We start from the raw sequence: 24999 nt of genomic DNA on the forward strand, positions 1-24999 counted from the left end.
AAACCGCTGCCTGCGGTTTGCTTTCATCTATTACTCAATACCCATTTCTTCTTTCACAACAGCTGTAATTCGGGACACATATTCATTACACAGCTCTTTTGTTTTCGCCTCAGCCATGACACGTACAAGCGGTTCTGTTCCAGATGGACGAACAAGAATACGGCCGTCACCATTCATCTCTTTTTCGACCTCTTGGATCACCGCTTTTACTTTTTCATTTTCTTCTACTTTATATTTATCAGACACTTTCACATTCACTAAAAGCTGCGGGAACTTTTCCATTTCCGCTGCAAGCTCTGATAATGTTTTCCCTGTCGCTTTGAGCGTATTCACAAGCATGATCGCAGAAAGCATGCCATCACCTGTCGTATTATAATCAAGGAAAATCAAATGGCCTGACTGCTCACCGCCGACATTATAGCCATCCTTTTTCATCGCTTCGACGACATAGCGGTCACCAACAGCAGTTTGAATGCTCTTAATGCCTTGCTTCTCAAGCGCTTTATAGAAACCAAGGTTACTCATGACCGTTGACACGACGGTGTCATCCTTTAATCGGCCTTCATCCTTCAAATAACGTGCACATATGTACATAATTTGATCGCCGTCTACGATATCACCTTTTTCATCGACTGCAATTAAACGGTCACCGTCACCATCAAATGCAAGACCAATATCTGCACCTTTCTCCTTCACAAAAGCAGAAAGTGCCTCTGGATGAGTGGAGCCGACACCATCATTGATATTCAGTCCATTTGGTGATGTTCCCATTGTGGACACATCAGCATCTAAATCCGCAAATAAATGTGTCGCAAGAGAAGAGGTTGCACCGTGAGCACAGTCAAGCGCCACGTGAATACCTGTGAAGTCCTCGTCTGCTGTCTGCTTCAAGAATTGCAAGTATTTCTGACCGCCTTCAAAATAGTCATTAACCGTTCCAAGATCCGCTCCAACCGGGCGTGGCAATTGATCGACTGGCTGATCCATCAGCTGCTCAATTTCATTCTCCTGTTCATCTGACAGCTTAAAGCCGTCACCGCCGAAGAATTTAATGCCGTTGTCTTGAACTGGATTGTGTGAAGCAGAAATCATGACACCCGCTTCAGCATCCATTGCCTTCGTTAAATAAGACACACCAGGTGTTGAGATCACACCTAGACGCATCACTTCAGCTCCAATTGAAAGTAAGCCTGCAACGAGCGCTCCTTCCAGCATATGACCGGATACACGTGTGTCTCGTCCAACGAGTACCTTTGGACGTTCTTTATCCTTTGTGAGCACATAGCCGCCAAATCTCCCAACTTTAAATGCGAGCTCTGGTGTTAATTCGCTATTTGCTACACCCCTTACACCATCAGTTCCAAAGTACTTGCCCATGTTTCAATCGCTCCTTTTTCCATTCAAGAGGACGCTTCGTCCTCTTTTTTATCTTCTTTGACCGGCTGTCTTTGACTTGATTCTTTCTTTGCTTTATCTTGTGTGGATTCTTCTTTACTCTTCTCACTCTGATCATCATCATCAGTTGATGGATCTTTTTGATCTTTTTGATCCTTTCGATCATTCGTCGACGCCGGCTGATCCTCTGTATCAGTAGAAGTGAGTTTCACTTTGACCTTTGATCTTGATAAAGTCCATGTCACATTTTGAGGACCGTTCACTTGAACTTTGACCTCATGGGTTCCTTCGTTCAAGTCCCCTGCATTGATATAGGCTTCAACATCTGAAGCCTTTAGTTTATCAATCGCACTCTTCGACCCCTTTGCTGTTAACGTGATTCGTCCAGAAGATGGGCTCACAAAATCAGATGTGAGATCCTTGCTCAAACCCACGACAGAAATCGGTACATTATCGATCTTTTTTTCTTCAGCTGTTGCAACCTTCACTTTGATCTTAACGGTTTCGGGTGATACCTTTTTCACACCATCTGGCAGGGGAATATCGGCATCAATCTCCGTATCATCTTTGATCTTGCTTAGGTCCAGCTTGACGCCATCAATAAAATCAAGTGCATCCAGCACCTTTTGAGAGCCGTACACTGTGACCTCACTCGGGCTTGTCTCAATGCTTGAGATGCTGATCCCTTCTGGCAAGCTGCCCGTCCGCTCAAGTTTAAACGGAACCTTTTTGCTCGGACTCGAGATTGGGACCGTAATATCCACCACGGACGGACTTACTTCGACTGGCAGCTCATTCCCGCTGCTATCATACACAGTGAGCTTCGCTTCTTTTTCAATTTGCTGATCGACATCCTCTAAGTTCACAAAAGCTTTAATGACAGAAATTTTGTCGATGACGTCCTTTGATCCAGTGACTGTGACCTTTTTCGGATTCACAATGGGCTGTTCAGGAGAATAGCCGTCTTTGATTTTATTTTGATTATAAAATTCGGTTTCAACAGGAAATTCTGCTGTCGTTTTTTCTTGTATCGTCACAGTCGTCACAGATGGATTAATCGATAGTGTGAGTCCCTTTGATACATCTCTTGCCTTCAGCTCCACTTTATGTGTACCTGTCGATAAGTTCTGCATATCTGCGTAAATTTCAAAATTCTTTGTTTGTCTTGCTGTTTTCACAGCACTTGTCGATCCTTTAATCGTGACATTGACTGTCTGCGGCACACCAGTGACGACGTACTTCTCGTCATCATAATACGCTTTAACAGGAATGTCGGTTAAAGTTGCTTCATCTGTCGTCGATGTTGGGAAAAAGGATTCACCGATTTTTTTCGGCGTGGGCGCTTGCGCTGAATTGACTGCACCATACAGCAATAAAGCGAAGACCAATGCAAGAAGCTTAACGGCCCAGCGATTATTCAAAATCTTATCCATTTTTCTTGCCCCTCCAATACCATTTGGTCGAGGAAGCATCTTTGCTGTTCTTACTAAATTCAGCAATCAGCATTTCTTCAAGCGCTTCTTCTGTCAATTCTCGGTGGAGATCACCATTTCTTGCGACAGAAATGCCGCCAGTTTCCTCAGAAACGATGACAGTTAAGCTGTCTGTCACTTCACTTATTCCAACTGCCGCCCTATGACGCGTCCCAAGCTCCTTAGAGATAAAAGGGCTCTCTGACAGCGGTAAATAGCAAGCTGCAGCTGCAATCTCATCCCGCTTCATAATAACAGCACCGTCATGAAGTGGTGTATTCGGAATGAAAATATTAATGAGCAGCTCTGAACTCACCTTTGCATTCAAAGGAATTCCTGTCTCTATGTAATCATTCATTCCGGTATCGCGCTCAATTGTCAGCAGCGCGCCGATTCTGCGTTTCGCCATATAGTTAATTGCTTTTGTAATTGCCTCGATCGTTTTCTGCTGCTGTTCCTCTACAGGTGTCCCGCTTCTTGAGAAGAAACGGCCGCGCCCAAGCTGCTCAAGCGCTCTCCTTAGCTCTGGCTGAAAAATAATAATGATCGCAAGGAATCCCCACGTAATCGCTTGATCCATCAGCCATTGAAGTGTGTTAAGACCGAGATACGCACTTCCCATCCTGACGAGAACAATGACCACAATTCCCTTTAAAAGCTGAACCGCTTTTGTTCCGCGGATGACCATCATTAATTTATATATCACATACCAAACAACGAGAATATCAACAGCATTACCGAGGTACTGCAAAAAAGGAATATCCCCTAAAGCCATTTCCTCGTCCTCCAGAATTTTCAGTTATTCTTCGTTTGATGCATTTTTTAATATAAAAAGAGCCTATGTATCAATACATAGCGTGGCTATTATACCACATTTTGTTTCAGCAAGGAAAATAGTTGCCATATCTGGCTGACTTGCTAGTATGCGTGAATCCCACCAATGTATAGAAAAAGAGCAGCCCCCTTAGAGACTGCTCTTAAGCCGATTGAGTTACTTTTGCTCCTCTGGCCCAATGACCCGCATTACATTTTGTGCTGTTGATTTCATTTTGTACCAGATCCAATCAAACACTTCATTAATTTCATTAATTTGACCAGTGACTTGTCCGGCAGAAGCAGTCAACTGTTCCCCATTGACGACGGTGACATTTCCATCAACCTTGCCTTCTACAATCAGCTTGCCATTTTTGACAGTGACATCACCTTTTACGGTTTCCCCTTTAGGTACGGTCACTGTATCATTTTCAACGACGAGATTCGGCTGCTTTGACACACTGAAATTATGATCGGTATTCCAGCTCGTAAACAGACTGCCTCCCATTAAAATGAGAAAGAGAGCAGCGGCTACCATCAGCGGGTGAGCTTTGATCCATCTTTGAACCGACACACGCTTTTTCTCCTTTGGAAGACCTGCCATCACCTTTGCAGTGAAATCAGATGGTGCTTCTATATGAGATGTACTCTGCACTAGCGCGATGGATTTCTCAATTTGTTGAAAATGAGTACGGCACTCCTCACACGATTGCAGATGGCTTTTTAATTCTTTTTCGTCTTGGGACTCAATGTCCCCGTCTAAATACTGATGCATAAGCTGGACGATTCTATCCTGACAGCTCATCAAAATCACCTCACTCAAAGGTCTCTCAACTGTTTCCGGAGAGCCTCTCTACCCCTGTGTATTCTCGTTTTCACCGTACCAACTGGTATATTCAGAATCTCACTAATTTCTTTTAATGAGAGTTCATCAATATACTTTAATACGATGACCGAACGATATTTGTCGGGTAATCTTAGAATTTTTTGCTGAATGGTACTCGATAACTCAAGAGACACCACCTCATCCTCTGGCAAAATGCCATCAGCAGCAATTTGAGAATACATATTTAATCCTTCTGTTCCTGCCACCTCTGCATCTAAATAATAATCCGGCTTTTTTTTGCGAATACGGTCGATGGTCAGGTTGGTTGCAATGCGGTACAGCCACGTGGAAAACTTACGATTCACATCAAAGCTTTCGATATTCACATAGGCACGAATAAACGCCTCCTGCGCAATATCCTCCGCTTCATGTGCATTCCCAAGCATACGGTAGCACAGCTGATAAATTTTGTCTTTATACAGGTCTACGATGTCTGCAAATGCGTTCTGGTCGCCTTTTTTCACTTGCTTAATTCTCTTTTTAATCATTGTGTCCATAGTATATTCAACCTCTGCCTTCACCGGTCTTTATGTATACGAACCTCTTTCCAAAAGGTTTCATTCTCCTCTAAAAAATAGTGTAACAAATTTTTGACAGTGTGTTACGCTTATCAACCGGTAAAAACCTTAATATATCCTTAAATTTTCCCAAAACAAAAAAGAACGGGAACAAGTCCCGCTCTACAATAGCTTTTCACCCATTAACGAACCAATTAACGCAACAGCCGCTTCTGCTGTTTTGTTTTTCTCATCTAAAACCGGATTTACTTCAACAAATTCAGCAGACGTTAAAATACCCGCCTCCTCTAAAAGCTCCATTGCAAGATGACTCTCCCGGTAACTAATGCCGCCTGCTACCGGAGTGCCTACACCAGGGCACTCCGCTGGGTCTAGCCCATCTAAATCAAGCGACAGATGGACACCATCTGTTCTTTCCTTTAAATACGCAATGGCATCCTCCATCACCCTTGTCATCCCTAAACGATCAATTTCATGCATCGTATACACTTTAATGCCTTTCTCTCGAATCAATGCCCGCTCTCCTTCATCTAAAGATCGAGCACCAATTATAACGACATTTTCAGGCTTCAATTTAGGAGAATAACCGCCAATGTTTGTTAAATCATCATGCCCAAGACCGAGACTGACAGCAAGCGGCATGCCGTGAATATTCCCCGAAGGAGACGTTTCCTCCGTATTCAAATCCCCGTGTGCATCATACCAAATGACACCTAAGTTTTTATAATGCTTGGATACCCCAGCAAGAGTGCCAATCGCAATGCTGTGATCACCGCCTAAAATGAGCGGAAACGAACCTGATTGGACAATACTGTCAACCTTCTCAGCAAGCAGCTGATTCGCACCAGCATTCTCCGTCAAATTTTTTAGCTTTTCACTTGTATATAAACCTTTCTCGTCATCTCTTTGTTCAACTGGAATATCTCCGAGATCCTCCACATCAAATGAGAGCGTTTCCAATTTTTCTTTTACGCCTGCACAACGAATCGCACTCGGTCCCATATCGACGCCCCTTCTCGTTTGACCCAAGTCCATCGGAACTCCAACAATTGTGACCTTCTTTTGCTCTCCCATATGTACATCCCCTTTCCGTTCATGCTTATATTTTACTTTCTTGAGGTCTTCTGACTCAACTCAACAACATTTTGAATAGTTATACAGTCTCTCTGCCAACATAAAAAAGACACCTTTTTCAAAAAGGTGTCTTAACTGGGCTAGCTGGATTCGAACCAACGCATGACGGAGTCAAAGTCCGTTGCCTTACCGCTTGGCTATAGCCCAAAAATGGTGGAGGGGGACGGATTCGAACCGCCGAACCCGGAGGGAGCGGATTTACAGTCCGCCGCGTTTAGCCACTTCGCTACCCCTCCACATATGGAATTGATAAAGATAAAACAGTGCCGGCAAGAGGACTTGAACCCCCAACCTACTGATTACAAGTCAGTTGCTCTACCAGTTGAGCTACACCGGCATATGGTGGAGGATGACGGGCTCGAACCGCCGACCCTCTGCTTGTAAGGCAGATGCTCTCCCAGCTGAGCTAATCCTCCACATCATGGTGACCCGTACGGGATTCGAACCCGTGTTACCGCCGTGAAAGGGCGGTGTCTTAACCGCTTGACCAACGGGCCAGTTTGTCAAGTTTGTTGTTTCCGTGAAGCTGACAAAAGTTATTATATACAGGTTGTCCCCCTTTTGTAAAGGGGATTTTTATTTTTTTTATTTTCTAACTATTTACTCCCTATTTATTCAACATTTCTACTGAAATATAATTTCAATATTCAAATATAATATTGAAATTTCATATCATACTCAATATACTGAAAATGAAGAAATAAGGAGGTATGTCACATGCAGCCATCTCAACTGCGTTCTTTGACAACAGAATCAAGAAACCCCAACACAATGGGAATTTCTCAAGCAGATCCGCTTGAAATACTCCAGATGATTAATGAAGAAGATATGAAGGTCGCTCAAGCAGTCAACCTTGTACTTCCCCATGTCAAAACAGCAAGTGACTTTGCTTATGAATCCATCTCAAATGGAGGCAGACTCGTTTATTTAGGCGCCGGAACAAGCGGCAGAATTGGCGTAATGGATGCTGTCGAATGTCCCCCAACCTATAGCGTCTCACCTGATATCATTGTAGGCATCATGGCAGGCGGAGACTCAGCTTTTTCTCAAGCTGCCGAAGATGTGGAAGACAGTGAAGAAGCCGGCAAACAGGATTTAGTACACATCAACCTGACATCAACAGATACAGTCGTCGGAATTGCTGCAAGCGGCAGGACACCTTATATCATCGGCGCTTTAAACTATGCAAAGTCAATAGGAGCTAAAACAGTAGCCCTGAGCTGCAATGAACAAGCAGAAATTAGCGAGCTTGCAGATTGCGCCATTGAGGTCATTGTAGGACCAGAAGCCATCACTGGGTCAACAAGAATGAAAGCGGCATCCGCTCATAAAATGATTTTAAATATGCTTTCCACCTCAGTCATGATCAGACAAGGCAAAGTATATGAAAACCTGATGGTTGATGTAAAAGTCAGCAATCATAAATTAAAAGAACGCGCCATCACCATCATTCAACATGTGACAAACGCTTCCTACGAGCAAGCCGTAAAGACTCTTGAAGCGGCAGACTTAGAAGTCAAAACTGCCATCGTCATGCTCCAAACAAACACAGACAAGAAAACAGCCAAAGATTTACTGAGCAAAACGAATGGCCACATCGACAAAGCGATCTCACGTTATCAATCCTAAAGGAGGCAGAGCTCATGTCAGCAGGTGGACTTACCCTACTACACACAATCAAATCAAAGCTTCCCCAATCTGAAAAAATCATTGCAGACTATATCCTTGCCCATCCTGACAAAGTCATTAAAAGCACAGTACACGAAATCAGTCAGGCAGCTGGCGCAAGCAGCTCTGCAGTCATCCGCCTTTGTAAATCTCTCGGGCTGGATGGCTATCAAGATTTAAAAATGCGGATCGCTGGAGACTTGATGCATGACGATAAACAAGGCTACAGAGATATCGAACAAGATGAACCGCTTCAATCCATTATTCAAAAAACAGCAGGAAACTCGATTCAATCGATTAAGGACACCGCTTCTATTTTAAATGCAGATGCTTTAGAAAAGGCTGTTCAATTACTGCTGCATGCAAACCAAATTCATTTTATCGGTGTTGGTGCATCTGGCATCGTCGCAGCTGATGCCCAGCAGAAATTTCTCAGAATTAACTATTCAGCGACAGCCTTCACTGACATGCACATCGCATCCACGGTCATCGCAAATGCGGGAGAGAATGACATTGTGTTTGGTATCTCCTTTTCAGGAGAAACGTTAGACATCATTCAAGCCCTTCAGCTCGCAAAAGACAACCAAGTGAAAACCATTGCTTTAACACATCCAGGTCATACAAGCGTTTCTGCTTTATGTGATGTTCACCTATCGACGTCCGGTTCCAATGAAGCACCTTTTCGCAGTGCTGCCACTTCCTCTAGAATGGCACAGCTCTACTTAATAGATGTCTTGTTCCTCAGTTTAGCTTCGCGTCAATATGAAGAGACAGCGCAATATATCGACAAGACAAGGCATGCCATCCACTCCATGAAACGAAAAACAAAGGGGGATTCAACATGAGTCATCAAAAGAAATATCAGCAGTTGGCGAAAGACATTCTTTCACTCTGTGGTGGTTCTGAAAATATCTCTTCCCATACACATTGTATGACACGTCTTCGAATTACACCGATCGATAATGAAAAAGTTCACATCACAGCAATCAAAGAACTCGATGGCGTCATTGGCGTCGTCGAAGCAGAAACGCTTCAAATCATTTTAGGCACTGGTGTTGTCAACCAAGTATCAAGTGCGTTTGAACAGCTTCTAAATGCGTCTGGCTCTTATGATTTAAACAACGAAGCACAAAAAAACAAGCAAGCCATTTCACAAAAAAACCGCACACCGTTCAAGCTGTTCTTAAGGCGGATTGCCAGCATTTTTATTCCAATCATTCCGGCACTTGTTGCTTCAGGTCTTATTACCGGGATTACAAAAGCGATTGTGCAAGCAGGCTGGCTTGACGAAAAATCTCAAGCCGCAGTTATTTTAACAGTTATAGGTTCTGGCCTTTTCGCTTATCTCGGGATATTAGTTGGAACAAATGCCGCAAAGGAATTTGGAGGCTCCCCTGCATTAGGCGCATTAGCTGGTATTCTCATTATTAACCCAGCCTCCGCAGACATTATGTTATTTGGCACAAATATTCTACCAGGCAGAGGCGGACTCATCGGTGTTCTTCTAGCCGCCATCTTTATGGCACTTGTAGAAACCAGAATTAGACGCTTCGTCCCTCAATCTCTTGATATCATCATCACACCAACCATCACACTACTCATTACAGGCATTTTCACGTATGTTGTCTTCATGCCAGTCGGCGGTATTATATCTGATGCCATCACCTCAGGACTGACTTACCTATTAAATATGGGCGGAATTTTCGCAGGATTTGTTCTTGGTGCGACCTTCCTTCCACTTGTTGTAACAGGACTTCACCAAGGGCTGACACCGATTCATATGGAACTCATCAATTCAATTGGAGATGACCCGCTTCTGCCAATTCTCGCTATGGGCGGTGCAGGACAGGTAGGCGCTGCATTCGCCATTTATATGAAAACAAAAAAGAAAAAGCTCAAAAGAGCCATTGCAGGTGGACTTCCTTCAGGGATGCTAGGCATTGGTGAACCACTCATTTTTGGTGTCACACTCCCGATGGGACGACCATTTCTCACCGCTTGTCTTGGTGCCGGAATCGGCGGCGCATTTCAAGCCTACTTCCAAATCGCGACGAAAGCCATCGGTGTATCCGGTCTTCCATTAACCTTTATTGTTCACACACATCAAATGCTTCTTTACTTAATTGGACTATTTATCGCATATGTTGCTGGATTTTTCTTCACATACTTATTTGGATTTCATGATGATATGGCAGTTGAATTCGAGGATCACAATCAATAAGGAGGTCTAGACCTTGAAGAAATGTTTTCTCTTGATCACATGTCTGCTCATTCTCCTTGGGTTACCAGTTCAAACATTTGCAACTAGCTCCAATCCTGTATCGTCTTTGTCTAAAACAGCACCTGAAGAATATCCCGTCTTAAAAAAAGCAAAACGACCGGAACAAGTAGGTTTTTCTTCCAGGCAGCTGAGGAAGGTTGATCAAATGATTCAAAATGACATCAAAGCAGGATTTCCAGGAGCCGCTCTCATCATTATCAAGGACGGAAAGATCGTCCATCAAAAAGCCTATGGCTACCGGCAAAAATACGATGGTACAACAGAGCTCAAATCATATAAAAAAATGAAAAAGGATACACTATTCGATTTGGCATCCAATACAAAAATGTATGCGACCAACTATGCCCTGCAAAAGCTTGTCTACGAGCAAAAACTTGATGTCAACGAAAAAATACAGAATATCCTTCCAGATTTTCAGGATGAAACTGATGCAAAGGTAACTGGTAAAGACCAGCTTCGGATAAAGGATCTTCTCACCCATTCTGCCGGTCTCCCTTCCAGTGTCTTATTTTATAGCAAACAATCAGCTGGCTCTTTTTATTCTCAAGACAGAAAAACAACGATGAAATGGCTGCCAAAGGTACCACTGCAATACAAGCCAGGTACCCAGCACATTTATAGTGATATTGATTACATGCTGCTAGGCATGATCATCGAGAAGAAAACAGGCATGCCTCTTGATCAATATGTCGAGTCAACAATTTATCGGCCGTTAGGTCTCAAACACACAATGTTCAATCCGCTGCAAAAAGGCTTCAAGCCGAAGCATTTTGCAGCGACCGAACGTTTAGGCAATTCGCGGGATGGTGTCATCAATTTTGAAAACATCCGCCGGTACACCCTGCTAGGTGAAGTACACGACGAGAAAGCATATTACTCAATGGCAGGTATCTCCGGCCACGCTGGACTTTTCTCGAATACCTCAGATATGGCCGTGCTGCTTCAGCTCATGCTTAACAAAGGTGGCTATGGAAAAACAACCATCTTTGATCAAGCTTCTATCGATCTCTTTACAGCCTCATCTGATACAAACCCAACCTACGGGCTAGGCTGGCGAAAAAACGGTCATACTGACATGGAATGGATGTTTGGAAAATATGCAAGTAACGAAGCCTATGGACATACTGGCTGGACCGGCACAATGACGTTGATTGATCCTAAACACAATTTAGGTGTCGTCTTGCTGACGAATAAGAAACATTCACCCGTTGTTTCACCAGAAACCAATCCTAATCAATTTGAAGGTGACCTGTTCCCAACTGGTACTTATGGAAGCATCATGACCGCAATCTACGAATCTTTTAAGTAAAAGGAGGAATTCGATGTTGAAAGCTCTCTTCCCCGCTGCACTAGTTTTAGCCCTGCTAACCTCTTCCATTCCAACGGAAAAGGTTAGCTCTGCCTCTCTGCCATCCGCTAAACAAATGGTTCAAGACATGTCACTGGATGAAAAGATAGGTCAAATGCTCATGCCGGACTTTCGCAATTGGCAAACAAAAGATGAATCCGCACCTACAGGCTTCACAAAGATGAATAACGAAGTAACTCACCTTGTAAAAAAATATCATCTAGGTGGTGTCATCTTATTTGCGGAGAATGTCGTTGATACAGAACAAACCGTGAAACTCACCCACGAATTTCAAAAAGCATCACCAAACATTCCTTTACTCATTTCCATTGATCAAGAAGGCGGAATCGTCACAAGGTTACAAAAGGGAACACATTTCCCAGGAAATATGTCGATTGGTGCCTCTAGAAGCAAAAAAAATGCCTATGACACAGGAAAAATCATCGGAAAAGAATTAAACGCCTTAGGCATCAATACAAACTTCTCTCCTGTGCTTGATGTGAATAATAACCCAAACAACCCCGTCATTGGTGTCCGTTCCTTTAGCTCTGATCCTGCTCTTGTCACTAGGCTTGGCCTTGAAACCATGAAAGGACTTCAAAAGGAAAAGACCATTTCCACACTAAAACATTTCCCGGGACATGGTGATACAGCCGTCGATAGCCACTACGGCTTGCCGCTCGTAGAGCATGACCTAGATCGTTTAAAAAAGGTTGAGCTGTATCCATTTCAACAAGCGATCAACGCTGGTGCGGATATGGTGATGACCGCTCATGTTCAATTTCCTGCCATTGATGACACAACGTATCAAAGCAAAAAAGATGGCGAGGACATCATGGTTCCAGCAACCTTATCAAAAAAAGTCATCACACACTTATTAAAAGAAGAGATGGGCTTTCACGGCGTTGTTGTGACAGACGCTCTAAACATGAAAGCGATTGCGGATAATTTCGGACAGGAAGAAGCCGTTGTGATGGCCATTAAGGCAGGCGTCGACATCGCTCTCATGCCAGCACCAGTTACCTCATTAAAAACAGAGAAAAACCTAGAGAATGTATTTAATGCGGTCAAACAAGCGATTTTAAAGAAAGAAATTCCGATGTCGCAGATCAACGAATCCGTCGAAAAAATTCTTCAATTGAAAATCAAACGCGGCATTATTTCCTCCAAAAAACCAATCAGTCTTGAGAAAAAAATCAAAAAAGCCAATCGAGTCGTTGGGAAAAAGTCACACCGTCAAGCAGAACAAAAAATGGCACGTGAAGGAATCACCCTGCTTAAAAACAACAAAAAGACCTTACCTTTCAAGCCTAAAAAGAATGACAAAATCGTGGTCATGGCACCTTACGAAGATCAGACAAAAGCAATGTCTGTCACAGTCGAATCTCTCATAAAACAAAAAAAGATCAAGCCTGTACGCATCCAGTCATATGCTTTTGCGGATAAAACGTTCACCAAAGACTCGGCCAAACTTATTCAAGAAGCTGACTATGTCATCACTGGCTCTTACGTTGTCCAAAATGACCCAGCTGTAAATGATGGCGTAATTGATGACAATGTCCAGGACCCAAAAAAATGGGCAACTGCCTTCCCTCGTGCTGTCATGAAAGAAGCAGCAGCACAAAACAAAAAAATGGTCATCATGAGTCTTAGAAACCCTTATGATGCGGCAAATTTTGAAGAAGCCGATGCCTTATTAGCTGTGTACGGTTTTAAAGGCTACTCAAACGGACAATTCAATCAGCCAAATATTCCTGCTGGGCTAGAAGTGATATTTGGAGCTGCATCACCTAAAGGGAAACTGCCAGTTGATATCCCGTCTGTCACTCATCCAAATCAAACCCTTTACCCATTCGGCTATGGACTCAATTTGAAAGGGAAACAGATCAAATAGGAGGGATTCTCTTGAAGAAAACAGCAAGCTTCATACTCGCAAGCATTCTCATGATGAGCACATTGACCGCAGCCTCTCCCGCAGATCAAGAACGAACAGACACAAAAGGAAAAAAATCAGCAGTCAAAACAGGGATCGAAACACTACTCTCAAGCAATCTTTCATGGCTAAAAGGGAAAAGGGTTGGCCTCATTACCAACCCGACTGGCATTGATGCAAATATGAAGAGCAGTGTCGATCTCCTATTTGAACATCCAAATATCAAGCTCACTGCTTTATATGGACCTGAACACGGCGTGCGTGGCGATGCACAAGCAGGAGAAGGCGTCGAATCCTATACCGATGAAAAAACAGGTCTTCCTGTTTATTCTCTTTATGGAAAAACAAGAAAACCAACTCCTGAAATGCTGAAAAATGTAGATGTCCTGCTGTTTGATATTCAAGACGTTGGTACTCGTTATTACACCTATATTTACACAATGGCCTATGCGATGGAAGCCGCTAAAGAAAACAACATTCCATTTGTTGTCCTAGACCGCCCAAACCCTATTGGCGGACTAAAAGTAGAAGGACCTGTTTTAGAGCCTGAACACGCCTCATTTGTAGGACTCTATCCAATCCCACTAAGACATGGAATGACTACTGGTGAGCTTGCAAAACTGTTTAACAAAGAGTTTCATATCAATGCTGATGTAACAGTCATCAAAATGAAAAATTGGAAGCGGTCCATGACATTTGATGACACGAAGCTGCCGTTCGTCCTTCCTTCCCCTAACATGCCAACAGTGGATAGTACCTTTGTATATCCTGCCACAGGATTAATTGAAGGCACAAATGTCTCTGAAGGCAGAGGAACAACAAAACCATTCGAGCTCATTGGTGCACCATATATCAATAGCAGCGAGCTGGCAGATCATTTAAATCAGCTAAAACTAAAAGGCGTTCAATTTAGACCTGTGTCATTCACCCCCACATTTTCTAAACATGCCGGTACATTATCTCACGGTGCGCAGTTATACGTCACAGACCGCTCATCTTTCGAAGCGGTGAAAACAGGGTTATCCATCATCAAAGCAATACATGATTTATATCCTAACGACTTTCAGTTCCTTCAAACAGGCAGCTTTGACAAACTCATCGGGAATGGCTGGATGAAAGAAGAAATCAAAAAAGGAACTTCCGTCAAACACATCATGAAACGCTATCATCAAGACCTCAAAACATTTGAAAAGAAGCGAAAAAAATATCTCATCTATTAAATCACATAAAGAACCTCCATCTATCAAAGGATGGAGGTTTTTTTCATGAGAAAGATTTGGGCACAGCAGGTGCTTTCAGCTCAAAACGATTGAGTAAGAAGCCAAACAAGGCAGCAAGCACTTGCTGAAACAGCATGCCAATCACCACAGGAACAGCGACAGCAGGAGGGAAAAAGCTAATGGCAAGAACAGCCCCCGCACTAATGTTTCTCATACCACCCGTATACACGATGGCCACAATCTCTCCTTGAGTACATTTCATCGCCTTTCCAATCAACCATGCAAACGCATATCCGCTCATTGCAATGAGAAACACCGTTGCTGCTTTGCTAAAAAATGCGGCATCCAGTTCACGTAAGTAAGGCGCAACAACAGAACTGTTGATCGACACCACTACAAACAAGCCTATTTTTGAAAAAGGTGACAGTGTCTGACTGATCATTTTTGTCACAGCAGGCTTTGCATAGTGACGAACGAGCATCCCTAAAATAGATGGAAGCACCACCATCCCAAACAGCCCTTTCATGATCGCCACCATGTCCATATGAACCTGTGTACCGGCCAAAAGTGACAAACTGGCTGGCACAATCAATGGCGAAAGCAATGTATCAATTAAAATAATGGATAACGTTAACCCAACATTCCCTTTATACATTGCCGCCCATATTAAACTAGAAACTCCTGTGGGAATCACCATTGCAAGTGTCAAACCGGTGATCGTCATGGCATCACCCGCAAATATGAGATGTCCCGCTGACCAAGCATAAAGAGGCATCAACACGTGCAAAATCATAAACGATAAAATCAAAGGCAATGGGTGCATCACCGTATGCTTTAAAGCCGAAAAAGTAGAAGACAAACTCCCTGCAAAGGTCATAACAGCAAATACCCATGGCACTATAAACGTAAAATCCTTTAAGTAGGCCGCCAATAAAACACCGAGTAACACACTAAAAGGTGTAATGAGCGGCATCAACCGGCCGAGCACTTGATTGAAACGCACAAGCATGCCGGCCACCTCCATCCTTCACTTTCTTACCTTTTTTATTGTAACAGACAGAAAGGCCTTTTTAAGAACCATTCACCTGTTTGACAAGCTTTCGACTTGATGTATCCATTCCAACTACATCCACCTGAACGCCATTTGCTTGATACCTCTCCTTTATACGTTCTATCGCTGTTACGCCTGATTCATCCCATATTCGTGCTTCAGACAAATCAATCACAACTGATTGGAGATCTTTGCCCTGATGGAAAGCTTGGATCAAGTCAGTGACAGAAGCAAAGAAAATTTGCCCTTTAACTCGATATACCCAAGTACCTGCCTGGCTTTCTTTAGAAGTAATGTGGAGCTTCGATATCTTAGCGACAAAGAATACCGCACTAAGCAGTACACCTGCAAAAACACCTTTTGATAAATCATGAGTCAACACCACCGTCACGACCGTGACAACCATCACAATAGAATCTGTTTTCGGATTCTTTTTTAGCTGCTGAAAGGAACTCCAATCAAATGTGCCAATGGAAACCATGAACATCACAGCCACTAGAGCGGCCATCGGAATTTGAACCACGACATCACCTAGTACAAAAATCAGCACCATTAAAAAAGCACCCGCTACAAAGGTAGAAAGCCGGCCTCGTCCTCCTGCCTTCGTATTAATCACAGATTGGCCAATCATCGCACAGCCAGCCATACCACCAAAGAATCCCGCAACCACATTGGCAATCCCTTGTCCTCTCGCTTCCTTGTTCTTATTACTAGACGTCTCTGTCATATCATCGACAATCTGTGCGGTTAAAAGAGACTCAAGTAAACCAACCATCGCAAGTGCTAAAGAGTAAGGAAAAATAATAGCAACTGTTTCCCAGCTAAACGGAACCTGAGGAATCAGAAAAACAGGCAAAGAACTTGGAAGCTCTCCCATATCTCCAACAGTTCTAACATCAATATGTCCAAATACAGCAATTATCGTCATGACAATAATGGCTATGAGTGGGGAAGGTATTACCTTTATCACCATAGGTAATAAATAAATGATCAGCAAGGCACCACCTGTCATCATATACATGGACATTGATTCCCCAACGAAATGTGGAAGCTGAGCCATGAAAATCATAATAGCCAACGCATTGACAAAACCAACCATCACGGACCTCGGAATAAATTTCATCAAACGAGACACTCGACACAATCCAAACACAATTTGAATCAATCCTGTCAATATCGTAGCTGCAAACAAATATTGCAACCCATGATCAGCGACCAAGTTAACCATGACGAGAGCCATAGCCCCTGTTGCAGCCGAAATCATGCCTGGGCGGCCACCAACAAACGAAATCACAATCGCAATACAAAACGATGCATACAACCCCACCTTCGGATCAACGCCCGCAATAATCGAAAACGCAATTGCCTCAGGAATTAAAGCCAGTGCGACTAATATACCCGCAAGCACATCCTGACGTACATGTCCAAACCATTCTTGCTTTACAAATAAATCTTTCAAACCATCTACTCCTTTTTATATACATACCGTACATGAAAAAAGAAGAACAACTATACCTGGAGATAAAGAAAGGAAAAACAAACGATACTTCACTTTCGGGGGAAAAGAGGAACGTACAGAGTCTTTTGATATAGAGGATATCACTTTAGTAAGAATAAAAGAAAGAGACTGAAGAATCAAGAACAAAAAGAAGGAAATAAGTAAAAAAACGATGCAATACTTCTGCACAAGCCGTTTTATTCGCTTTCCTAATGTCATCAGTCTACTGATCATCAAGCAATTCAATATATATGTAAACAAACAAAAAAAGCCTTCTCATCATCGAGAAACCTTGTCAGATCAACATATAGAGGAAAGCTTCCAAGCGGGCTCGAACCGCTGACCTCTTCCTTACCATGGAAGTGCTCTACCTACTGAGCTATGGAAGCATGGCTCCGCAGGTAGGACTCGAACCTACGACCGATCGGTTAACAGCCGATAGCTCTACCACTGAGCTACTGCGGAATGATAAAGTAACTTCTTCCATTGGAAGGATATAAACAAAAAGCTTGGCGGCGTCCTACTCTCACAGGGGGAAACCCCCAACTACCATCGGCGCTGAAGAGCTTAACTTCCGTGTTCGGTATGGGAACGGGTGTGACCTCTTCGCTATCGCCACCAAACCTGATGGAGAGAATGTTCTCTCAAAACTAGATAACAATGTTCATGCTTCACATTAGAATATAGGTTAAGTCCTCGATCTATTAGTATCTGTCAGCTCCACGTGTCACCACGCTTCCACCTCAGACCTATCAACCTGATCATCTTTCAGGGATCTTACTTCCTTGCGGAATGGGAAATCTCATCTTGAGGGGGGCTTCATGCTTAGATGCTTTCAGCACTTATCCCGTCCGCACATAGCTACCCAGCGATGCCCTTGGCAGAACAACTGGTACACCAGCGGTGCGTCCATCCCGGTCCTCTCGTACTAAGGACAGCTCCTCTCAAATTTCCTGCGCCCGCGACGGATAGGGACCGAACTGTCTCACGACGTTCTGAACCCAGCTCGCGTACCGCTTTAATGGGCGAACAGCCCAACCCTTGGGACCGACTACAGCCCCAGGATGCGATGAGCCGACATCGAGGTGCCAAACCTCCCCGTCGATGTGGACTCTTGGGGGAGATAAGCCTGTTATCCCCGGGGTAGCTTTTATCCGTTGAGCGATGGCCCTTCCATGCGGAACCACCGGATCACTAAGCCCGACTTTCGTCCCTGCTCGACTTGTAGGTCTCGCAGTCAAGCTCCCTTGTGCCTTTACACTCTGCGAATGATTTCCAACCATTCTGAGGGAACCTTTGGGCGCCTCCGTTACATTTTAGGAGGCGACCGCCCCAGTCAAACTGCCCACCTGACACTGTCTCCCTGCCCGATAAGGGCAGCGGGTTAGAAGGTCAATACAGCCAGGGTAGTATCCCACCGATGCCTCCACCGAAGCTAGCGCTCCGGTTTCCAAGGCTCCTACCTATCCTGTACAAGCTGTACCAACATTCAATATCAGGCTGCAGTAAAGCTCCACGGGGTCTTTCCGTCCTGTCGCGGGTAACCTGCATCTTCACAGGTACTATAATTTCACCGAGTCTCTCGTTGAGACAGTGCCCAGATCGTTGCGCCTTTCGTGCGGGTCGGAACTTACCCGACAAGGAATTTCGCTACCTTAGGACCGTTATAGTTACGGCCGCCGTTTACTGGGGCTTCAATTCGCACCTTCGCTTACGCTAAGCGCTCCTCTTAACCTTCCAGCACCGGGCAGGCGTCAGCCCCTATACTTCGCCTTACGGCTTCGCAGAGACCTGTGTTTTTGCTAAACAGTCGCCTGGGCCTATTCACTGCGGCTTCTCGGGGCTTTAACACCCTAAGAAGCACCCCTTCTCCCGAAGTTACGGGGTCATTTTGCCGAGTTCCTTAACGAGAGTTCTCTCGATCACCTTAGGATTCTCTCCTCGCCTACCTGTGTCGGTTTGCGGTACGGGCACCTCTCACCTCGCTAGAGGCTTTTCTTGGCAGTGTGGAATCAGGAACTTCGCTACTAAATTTCGCTCGCCATCACAGCTCAGCCTTTACGGGAAACGGATTTGCCTATTTCCCAGCCTAACTGCTTGGACGCGGATATCCAATACCGCGCTTACCCTATCCTCCTGCGTCCCCCCATTGCTCAAATGGTGAGGAGGTGGTACAGGAATATCAACCTGTTGTCCATCGCCTACGCCTTTCGGCCTCGGCTTAGGTCCCGACTAACCCTGAGCGGACGAGCCTTCCTCAGGAAACCTTAGGCATTCGGTGGACGGGATTCTCACCCGTCTTTCGCTACTCATACCGGCATTCTCACTTCTAAGCGCTCCACCAGTCCTTCCGGTCTGGCTTCACAGCCCTTAGAACGCTCTCCTACCACTGTTCGTAAGAACAGTCCGCAGCTTCGGTGATACGTTTAGCCCCGGTACATTTTCGGCGCAGAGTCACTCGACCAGTGAGCTATTACGCACTCTTTAAATGGTGGCTGCTTCTAAGCCAACATCCTGGTTGTCTAAGCAACTCCACATCCTTTTCCACTTAACGTATACTTTGGGACCTTAGCTGGCGGTCTGGGCTGTTTCCCTTTCGACTACGGATCTTATCACTCGCAGTCTGACTCCCAAGGATAAGTCATCGGCATTCGGAGTTTGACTGAATTCGGTAACCCGGTAGGGGCCCCTAGTCCAATCAGTGCTCTACCTCCGAGACTCTTACCTTGAGGCTAGCCCTAAAGCTATTTCGGAGAGAACCAGCTATCTCCAGGTTCGATTGGCATTTCACCCCTACCCACACCTCATCCCCGCACTTTTCAACGTGCGTGGGTTCGGGCCTCCATTCAGTGTTACCTGAACTTCACCCTGGACATGGGTAGATCACCTGGTTTCGGGTCTACGACCACGTACTCATGCGCCCTATTCAGACTCGCTTTCGCTGCGGCTCCGCATCTTCTGCTTAACCTTGCACGGGATCGTAACTCGCCGGTTCATTCTACAAAAGGCACGCCATCACCCGTTAACGGGCTCTGACTACTTGTAGGCACACGGTTTCAGGATCTATTTCACTCCCCTTCCGGGGTGCTTTTCACCTTTCCCTCACGGTACTGGTTCACTATCGGTCACTAGGGAGTATTTAGCCTTGGGAGATGGTCCTCCCGGATTCCGACGGAATTTCACGTGTTCCGCCGTACTCAGGATCCACTCTGGAGAGAACAACATTTCAGTTACAGGGCTGTTACCTTCTTTGGCGGGCCTTTCCAGACCTCTTCGCTTATATCGTTCCTTTGTAACTCCGTATAGAGTGTCCTACAACCCCAAGAGGCAAGCCTCTTGGTTTGGGCTGTTCCCGTTTCGCTCGCCGCTACTCAGGGAATCGCATTTGCTTTCTCTTCCTCCGGGTACTTAGATGTTTCAGTTCCCCGGGTATGCCTTCTCATACTCTATGTATTCAAGTATGGATACTACTCCATTACGAGCAGTGGGTTTCCCCATTCGGAAATCTCCGGATCAAAGCTTGCTTACAGCTCCCCGAAGCATATCGGTGTTCGTCCCGTCCTTCATCGGCTCCTAGTGCCAAGGCATCCACCGTGCGCCCTTTCTAACTTAACCATTTCTTACTTTAGAAAGAATCACTATGTGTGATGAACTTTGCATTGCATTCAATGTGAATGTATTACTTATTGTTATCTAGTTTTCAAAGAACAATCCTGTCTCGCTAGAGACATGTTTTGAAGGAATGATCCTTCAAAACTAAACAAGACGAAAACGCACGCTGCTCCATATATCCTTAGAAAGGAGGTGATCCAGCCGCACCTTCCGATACGGCTACCTTGTTACGACTTCACCCCAATCATCTGCCCCACCTTCGGCGGCTGGCTCCATAAAGGTTACCTCACCGACTTCGGGTGTTGCAAACTCTCGTGGTGTGACGGGCGGTGTGTACAAGGCCCGGGAACGTATTCACCGCGGCATGCTGATCCGCGATTACTAGCGATTCCAGCTTCACGCAGTCGAGTTGCAGACTGCGATCCGAACTGAGAACAGATTTATGGGATTGGCTAAACCTTGCGGTCTTGCAGCCCTTTGTTCTGTCCATTGTAGCACGTGTGTAGCCCAGGTCATAAGGGGCATGATGATTTGACGTCATCCCCACCTTCCTCCGGTTTGTCACCGGCAGTCACCTTAGAGTGCCCAACTGAATGCTGGCAACTAAGATCAAGGGTTGCGCTCGTTGCGGGACTTAACCCAACATCTCACGACACGAGCTGACGACAACCATGCACCACCTGTCACTCTGTCCCCGAAGGGAAAGCCCTATCTCTAGGGTTGTCAGAGGATGTCAAGACCTGGTAAGGTTCTTCGCGTTGCTTCGAATTAAACCACATGCTCCACCGCTTGTGCGGGCCCCCGTCAATTCCTTTGAGTTTCAGTCTTGCGACCGTACTCCCCAGGCGGAGTGCTTAATGCGTTAGCTGCAGCACTAAGGGGCGGAAACCCCCTAACACTTAGCACTCATCGTTTACGGCGTGGACTACCAGGGTATCTAATCCTGTTCGCTCCCCACGCTTTCGCTCCTCAGCGTCAGTTACAGACCAGAGAGTCGCCTTCGCCACTGGTGTTCCTCCACATCTCTACGCATTTCACCGCTACACGTGGAATTCCACTCTCCTCTTCTGCACTCAAGTTTCCCAGTTTCCAATGACCCTCCCCGGTTGAGCCGGGGGCTTTCACATCAGACTTAAGAAACCGCCTGCGAGCCCTTTACGCCCAATAATTCCGGACAACGCTTGCCACCTACGTATTACCGCGGCTGCTGGCACGTAGTTAGCCGTGGCTTTCTGGTTAGGTACCGTCAAGGTGCGAGCAGTTACTCTCGCACTTGTTCTTCCCTAACAACAGAGCTTTACGATCCGAAAACCTTCATCACTCACGCGGCGTTGCTCCGTCAGACTTTCGTCCATTGCGGAAGATTCCCTACTGCTGCCTCCCGTAGGAGTCTGGGCCGTGTCTCAGTCCCAGTGTGGCCGATCACCCTCTCAGGTCGGCTACGCATCGTCGCCTTGGTGAGCCATTACCCCACCAACTAGCTAATGCGCCGCGGGTCCATCTGTAAGTGACAGCCGAAACCGTCTTTCATCCTTGAACCATGCGGTTCAAGGAACTATCCGGTATTAGCTCCGGTTTCCCGGAGTTATCCCAGTCTTACAGGCAGGTTACCCACGTGTTACTCACCCGTCCGCCGCTAACATCCGGGAGCAAGCTCCCTTCTGTCCGCTCGACTTGCATGTATTAGGCACGCCGCCAGCGTTCGTCCTGAGCCAGGATCAAACTCTCCGAAAAAGTACAAAACCGAAGTTTTGCTTTTCGCCAGTTTGACTGACTACCTATGAAGTATCATAGGATTTTTTTATAAAAACTCGAATTAACAGGTACGTTTTGTCTTGTTTAGTTTTCAAAGATCATCTTTGCCGTTCTTAGCGGCTTTAATAATATAACATTTCGCTTCATCTTATGTCAACAACTTTTTTCAAGTTTTATTTCCCGAAGCGTTTTGTGTTTGTCACTGTGTGTCAGCGACGATTAATAATATATCACGAAAACATTCTTTCGGTCAACGCCTTTTCAAAACTTTTTTTGAAATAGTTTTATTAAGCATCTTAAACCCTTGTCCTGCATACAATCAAGTAACAATCTTGGACAAGGCAGGAGTGTTTGAATTGAGTCGATTATATGTGTTGCCTATTAAACGGCTGAAGCAAGTTGTCATTATTCTTGTAGCAGCCCTTGCAGCTGCAACCTTTTTTTATGTACAAAAGGCACCGCCGCTGTCGGTATTTAAAACTGAACATGGACCCCGAGCCATTTATAAAGGCGAGACTTCATCAAAGCATGTCTCTCTCACTTTTAATATTGGCTGGGGAGATGAGAAGGCTGTTCCTATTTTAAATGTCCTTCGAGAGTACGGTATAAAGAACGCCACTTTCTTTCTGTCTGCTTCTTGGGCCGAGCGTCATCCTGATATCGTGAAACAAATTAGGGAGGACGGCCACCAAATCGGAAGCCTCGGCTATGCTTATAAAAATTATAGCCAGCTTGAAGATAGTGAAATCAAGCAAGATCTTGTCCGTGCACAAAATACATTTCAAAAGCTCGGACTAGATGACATTCAACTATTAAGACCACCAACTGGACAGTTTAACGAAACAGCACTGAAAATTGCCACACAGTACGGTTATACCGTTATTCATTACAGCATCAATTCACAGGATTGGCTGAATCCGGGTGTCGACCAGATTGTTCAGAATGTAAATGATCGAATGAAGAGCGGAGACATTGTTCTCCTTCACGCCTCAGATTCAGCAACCCAAACCGCTCAAGCCTTACCAGCTATTTTGAAACAAATAAAAGAAAAACATTTAAAAAATGTGACGGTTGGCGAACTGATCTCCAACACGAAAACAAAGTCATCAGAAGTTAAGTAGCTTTCGCTTTTGAAAACCGCGGCATCGCTAACAGCTGAAACGCATTACAGCCTAATAGCGGGAACAGCATTAAATACAGCCAGTCCTCTTCATTGACTCTGAGCGCCGGGAACCATTCTAACGACGTGATGACGACCATAAGAAACATTGCGGAAACAAATGTTTTCTTAGAGGACTGCTGCTGTTTAAAGTAAGCCACGATCAATGCAAAAACACCGATGAAAACAGGCAGCCACAAGTATGGAAAAAAGGATTCATTCTCCCCGAAAAACAAAAATCGCAAATAAGCTAAATCAAACAGCACAAAAATCACAAGAAACAGCTGAATGGTATTCCATAAAGAATGCGACCGGAAAATCTCCAACGCAAACCGGTGCACCGTCAAGAAGACAACAAACCCCATCTGGCTAATGACACTAAAGATCATCCCTACACCAATGAACCAAAATAACACAGATGCGATCTCTAGAATTTCAAACGATATAAAAAGCTTCTGATATTTTCCCCACTCCAGTGCAAAGCCTACCACGCTAGTAATCACCGCTCCAACAGCTAGCACAGAGAAGAAAAAACGAACTAAATCCCGACTTTTCATTTGAACTGATCCAACCCCTATTTTTGTTATGTATAAATTTACGTGAAACATTCATATTAAAAGTAAGACATGTAACGAAAGGAGCCACAGTATGTCAAAAGGCATCTTGCGTATAATGAGCTGTTTTCTTCTTTTATCTCTAACAGCTTGTGCTCCCAAAACCCAATCCTCATCTAATATGGACTATGACGAAACAAAAAAAATGGTCGTCGATATATTAAAGACAGATGACGGTAAAAAGGCCATTCAACAGTTATTAAATGACGAGGCAATGAATGAAGCTTTGGTAATGGATGAACAAACTGTGAAAAAAACGATAGAGAAAACACTAACTTCTGATAAAGGCAAAGAGTTCTGGAAGAAGGTCTTTGAGGATTCTAAATTTGCCGAGACTTTCGCAAAATCCATGCAGCAACAGCATGAAAGAATGTTAAAACAGTTAATGAAGGATCCTGACTATCAACAGTTAATGATGGATATTCTCAAGGATCCTGAGATGGAAAAGAAATACGGTGAACTGGTAAAAAGTAAAGAGTTTAGAAAGCACTTAGAAAAAGTCATTACGGAAACATTAAGCAGCCCTCTTTATAAGAAGAAATTCGAAGATGAGCTCAAAAAGGCTGCATCTGAAAGCGGCAGTGATTCCGGCTCGCAAAGCGACAGTTAAACATCACCCGAGTGGCATTCATCCACTCGGGC

Annotated in this window: 17 protein-coding genes, 7 tRNA genes and 3 rRNA genes; 8 read left to right on the forward strand and 19 right to left on the reverse strand. The window is 44.7% G+C overall.

Annotated features, from left to right (window positions below):
* Positions 1 to 30: 30 nt before the first annotated feature.
* The 11 genes from glmM to V6Z54_RS06330 all read right to left on the reverse strand — a co-directional run bounded on the left by glmM (position 31) and on the right by V6Z54_RS06330 (position 6715).
* The gene (glmM, locus tag V6Z54_RS06280) at positions 31 to 1377 is read right to left on the reverse strand and encodes a phosphoglucosamine mutase (protein WP_338527830.1); all 1347 of its coding nucleotides are present in this window, start codon (positions 1375 to 1377) and stop codon (positions 31 to 33) included.
* Positions 1378 to 1400: 23 nt separating this feature from the next.
* Positions 1401 to 2828, reverse strand: coding sequence for a YbbR-like domain-containing protein (locus V6Z54_RS06285; RefSeq protein WP_041088750.1), 1428 nt, complete (start codon positions 2826 to 2828; stop codon positions 1401 to 1403).
* Positions 2821 to 3642, reverse strand: coding sequence for a diadenylate cyclase CdaA (gene cdaA, locus V6Z54_RS06290; RefSeq protein ID WP_008344027.1), 822 nt, complete (start codon positions 3640 to 3642; stop codon positions 2821 to 2823). Before cdaA ends, V6Z54_RS06285 begins: the two co-directional genes overlap by 8 nt.
* Before the next feature lie 216 nt (positions 3643 to 3858).
* The gene (rsiW, locus tag V6Z54_RS06295; RefSeq protein WP_041089295.1) at positions 3859 to 4485 is read right to left on the reverse strand and encodes an anti-sigma-W factor RsiW; all 627 of its coding nucleotides are present in this window, start codon (positions 4483 to 4485) and stop codon (positions 3859 to 3861) included.
* Between the two features lie 14 nt (positions 4486 to 4499).
* Entirely contained in the window at positions 4500 to 5063 is a 564-nt protein-coding gene (gene sigW / locus V6Z54_RS06300) for an RNA polymerase sigma factor SigW (protein WP_024424449.1), read from the reverse strand.
* Positions 5064 to 5246: 183 nt separating this feature from the next.
* Positions 5247 to 6158: an arginase gene (gene rocF, locus V6Z54_RS06305; protein ID WP_073978690.1), complete on the reverse strand. Its 912-nt coding sequence runs from the start codon at positions 6156 to 6158 to the stop codon at positions 5247 to 5249.
* A 135-nt stretch (positions 6159 to 6293) separates the two neighbouring features.
* A tRNA-Gln gene (locus tag V6Z54_RS06310) sits at positions 6294 to 6365 on the reverse strand.
* Positions 6366 to 6369: 4 nt separating this feature from the next.
* A tRNA-Tyr gene (locus V6Z54_RS06315) sits at positions 6370 to 6454 on the reverse strand.
* 28 nt (positions 6455 to 6482) lie between these two features.
* Positions 6483 to 6555: transfer RNA gene (locus V6Z54_RS06320), tRNA-Thr, on the reverse strand.
* 3 nt (positions 6556 to 6558) lie between these two features.
* Positions 6559 to 6634 (reverse strand) — tRNA-Val (locus V6Z54_RS06325).
* 6 nt (positions 6635 to 6640) lie between these two features.
* Positions 6641 to 6715: transfer RNA gene (locus V6Z54_RS06330), tRNA-Glu, on the reverse strand.
* 220 nt (positions 6716 to 6935) lie between these two features.
* On the opposite strand from V6Z54_RS06330, the gene murQ reads away from it, so the two are divergent.
* Genes murQ through V6Z54_RS06360 form a run of 6 tightly spaced genes read left to right on the forward strand, consistent with a single transcriptional unit; the run spans position 6936 to position 14668 of the window.
* Entirely contained in the window at positions 6936 to 7847 is a 912-nt protein-coding gene (gene murQ / locus V6Z54_RS06335) for an N-acetylmuramic acid 6-phosphate etherase (protein ID WP_075612270.1), read from the forward strand.
* 14 nt (positions 7848 to 7861) lie between these two features.
* Positions 7862 to 8731, forward strand: coding sequence for a MurR/RpiR family transcriptional regulator (locus V6Z54_RS06340; RefSeq protein WP_338527831.1), 870 nt, complete (start codon positions 7862 to 7864; stop codon positions 8729 to 8731).
* Positions 8728 to 10107: a PTS transporter subunit EIIC gene (locus V6Z54_RS06345; protein ID WP_338527832.1), complete on the forward strand. Its 1380-nt coding sequence runs from the start codon at positions 8728 to 8730 to the stop codon at positions 10105 to 10107. The genes V6Z54_RS06340 and V6Z54_RS06345 overlap by 4 nt, the downstream gene beginning before the upstream one ends.
* Before the next feature lie 13 nt (positions 10108 to 10120).
* Complete coding sequence (gene pbp4b, locus V6Z54_RS06350) at positions 10121 to 11476, forward strand: penicillin binding protein PBP4B (RefSeq protein WP_269103901.1); 1356 nt, start codon at positions 10121 to 10123, stop codon at positions 11474 to 11476.
* Positions 11477 to 11489: 13 nt separating this feature from the next.
* Entirely contained in the window at positions 11490 to 13409 is a 1920-nt protein-coding gene (locus tag V6Z54_RS06355; protein ID WP_338527833.1) for a glycoside hydrolase family 3 protein, read from the forward strand.
* A gap of 11 nt (positions 13410 to 13420) precedes the next feature.
* Complete coding sequence (locus V6Z54_RS06360) at positions 13421 to 14668, forward strand: DUF1343 domain-containing protein (RefSeq protein WP_338527834.1); 1248 nt, start codon at positions 13421 to 13423, stop codon at positions 14666 to 14668.
* Positions 14669 to 14711: 43 nt separating this feature from the next.
* On the opposite strand, the gene V6Z54_RS06365 is transcribed toward V6Z54_RS06360, so the two are convergent.
* From V6Z54_RS06365 to V6Z54_RS06395, 7 genes are all read right to left on the reverse strand, one after another.
* Positions 14712 to 15677 (reverse strand): bile acid:sodium symporter family protein, encoded by a 966-nt coding sequence (locus tag V6Z54_RS06365; protein ID WP_338527835.1) that lies wholly within the window; start codon positions 15675 to 15677, stop codon positions 14712 to 14714.
* Between the two features lie 61 nt (positions 15678 to 15738).
* On the reverse strand, positions 15739 to 17178 hold the full coding sequence (locus tag V6Z54_RS06370) for a SulP family inorganic anion transporter (RefSeq protein ID WP_041088730.1): 1440 nt from the start codon (positions 17176 to 17178) through the stop codon (positions 15739 to 15741).
* A gap of 355 nt (positions 17179 to 17533) precedes the next feature.
* Positions 17534 to 17606: transfer RNA gene (locus tag V6Z54_RS06375), tRNA-Thr, on the reverse strand.
* 1 nt (position 17607) lies between these two features.
* A tRNA-Asn gene (locus V6Z54_RS06380) sits at positions 17608 to 17682 on the reverse strand.
* Between the two features lie 42 nt (positions 17683 to 17724).
* Positions 17725 to 17840 (reverse strand): 5S ribosomal RNA (gene rrf / locus V6Z54_RS06385).
* A gap of 61 nt (positions 17841 to 17901) precedes the next feature.
* Positions 17902 to 20832, reverse strand: a 23S ribosomal RNA gene (locus V6Z54_RS06390).
* A gap of 182 nt (positions 20833 to 21014) precedes the next feature.
* Positions 21015 to 22563: ribosomal RNA gene (locus tag V6Z54_RS06395) — 16S ribosomal RNA — on the reverse strand.
* The 16S, 23S and 5S rRNA genes sit together here with 2 tRNA genes alongside, the layout of an rRNA operon.
* A 377-nt stretch (positions 22564 to 22940) precedes the next feature.
* On the opposite strand from V6Z54_RS06395, the gene pdaB reads away from it, so the two are divergent.
* The gene (gene pdaB / locus V6Z54_RS06400; protein WP_338527836.1) at positions 22941 to 23705 is read left to right on the forward strand and encodes a polysaccharide deacetylase family sporulation protein PdaB; all 765 of its coding nucleotides are present in this window, start codon (positions 22941 to 22943) and stop codon (positions 23703 to 23705) included.
* Here the strand turns inward: pdaB and kbaA are convergent.
* Positions 23698 to 24300, reverse strand: a complete 603-nt coding sequence (gene kbaA, locus V6Z54_RS06405; protein ID WP_041084725.1) for a KinB-signaling pathway activation protein — start codon at positions 24298 to 24300, stop codon at positions 23698 to 23700. The two genes, pdaB and kbaA, sit on opposite strands and share 8 nt — an antisense overlap.
* A gap of 91 nt (positions 24301 to 24391) precedes the next feature.
* On the opposite strand from kbaA, the gene gerD reads away from it, so the two are divergent.
* Positions 24392 to 24967 (forward strand): spore germination lipoprotein GerD, encoded by a 576-nt coding sequence (gene gerD, locus V6Z54_RS06410; protein ID WP_073978995.1) that lies wholly within the window; start codon positions 24392 to 24394, stop codon positions 24965 to 24967.
* Positions 24968 to 24999: the final 32 nt, after the last annotated feature.

The sequence above is a fragment of the Bacillus sp. MAG717A genome (assembly GCF_036884855.1).
Classification (GTDB): domain Bacteria; phylum Bacillota; class Bacilli; order Bacillales; family Bacillaceae; genus Bacillus; species Bacillus safensis.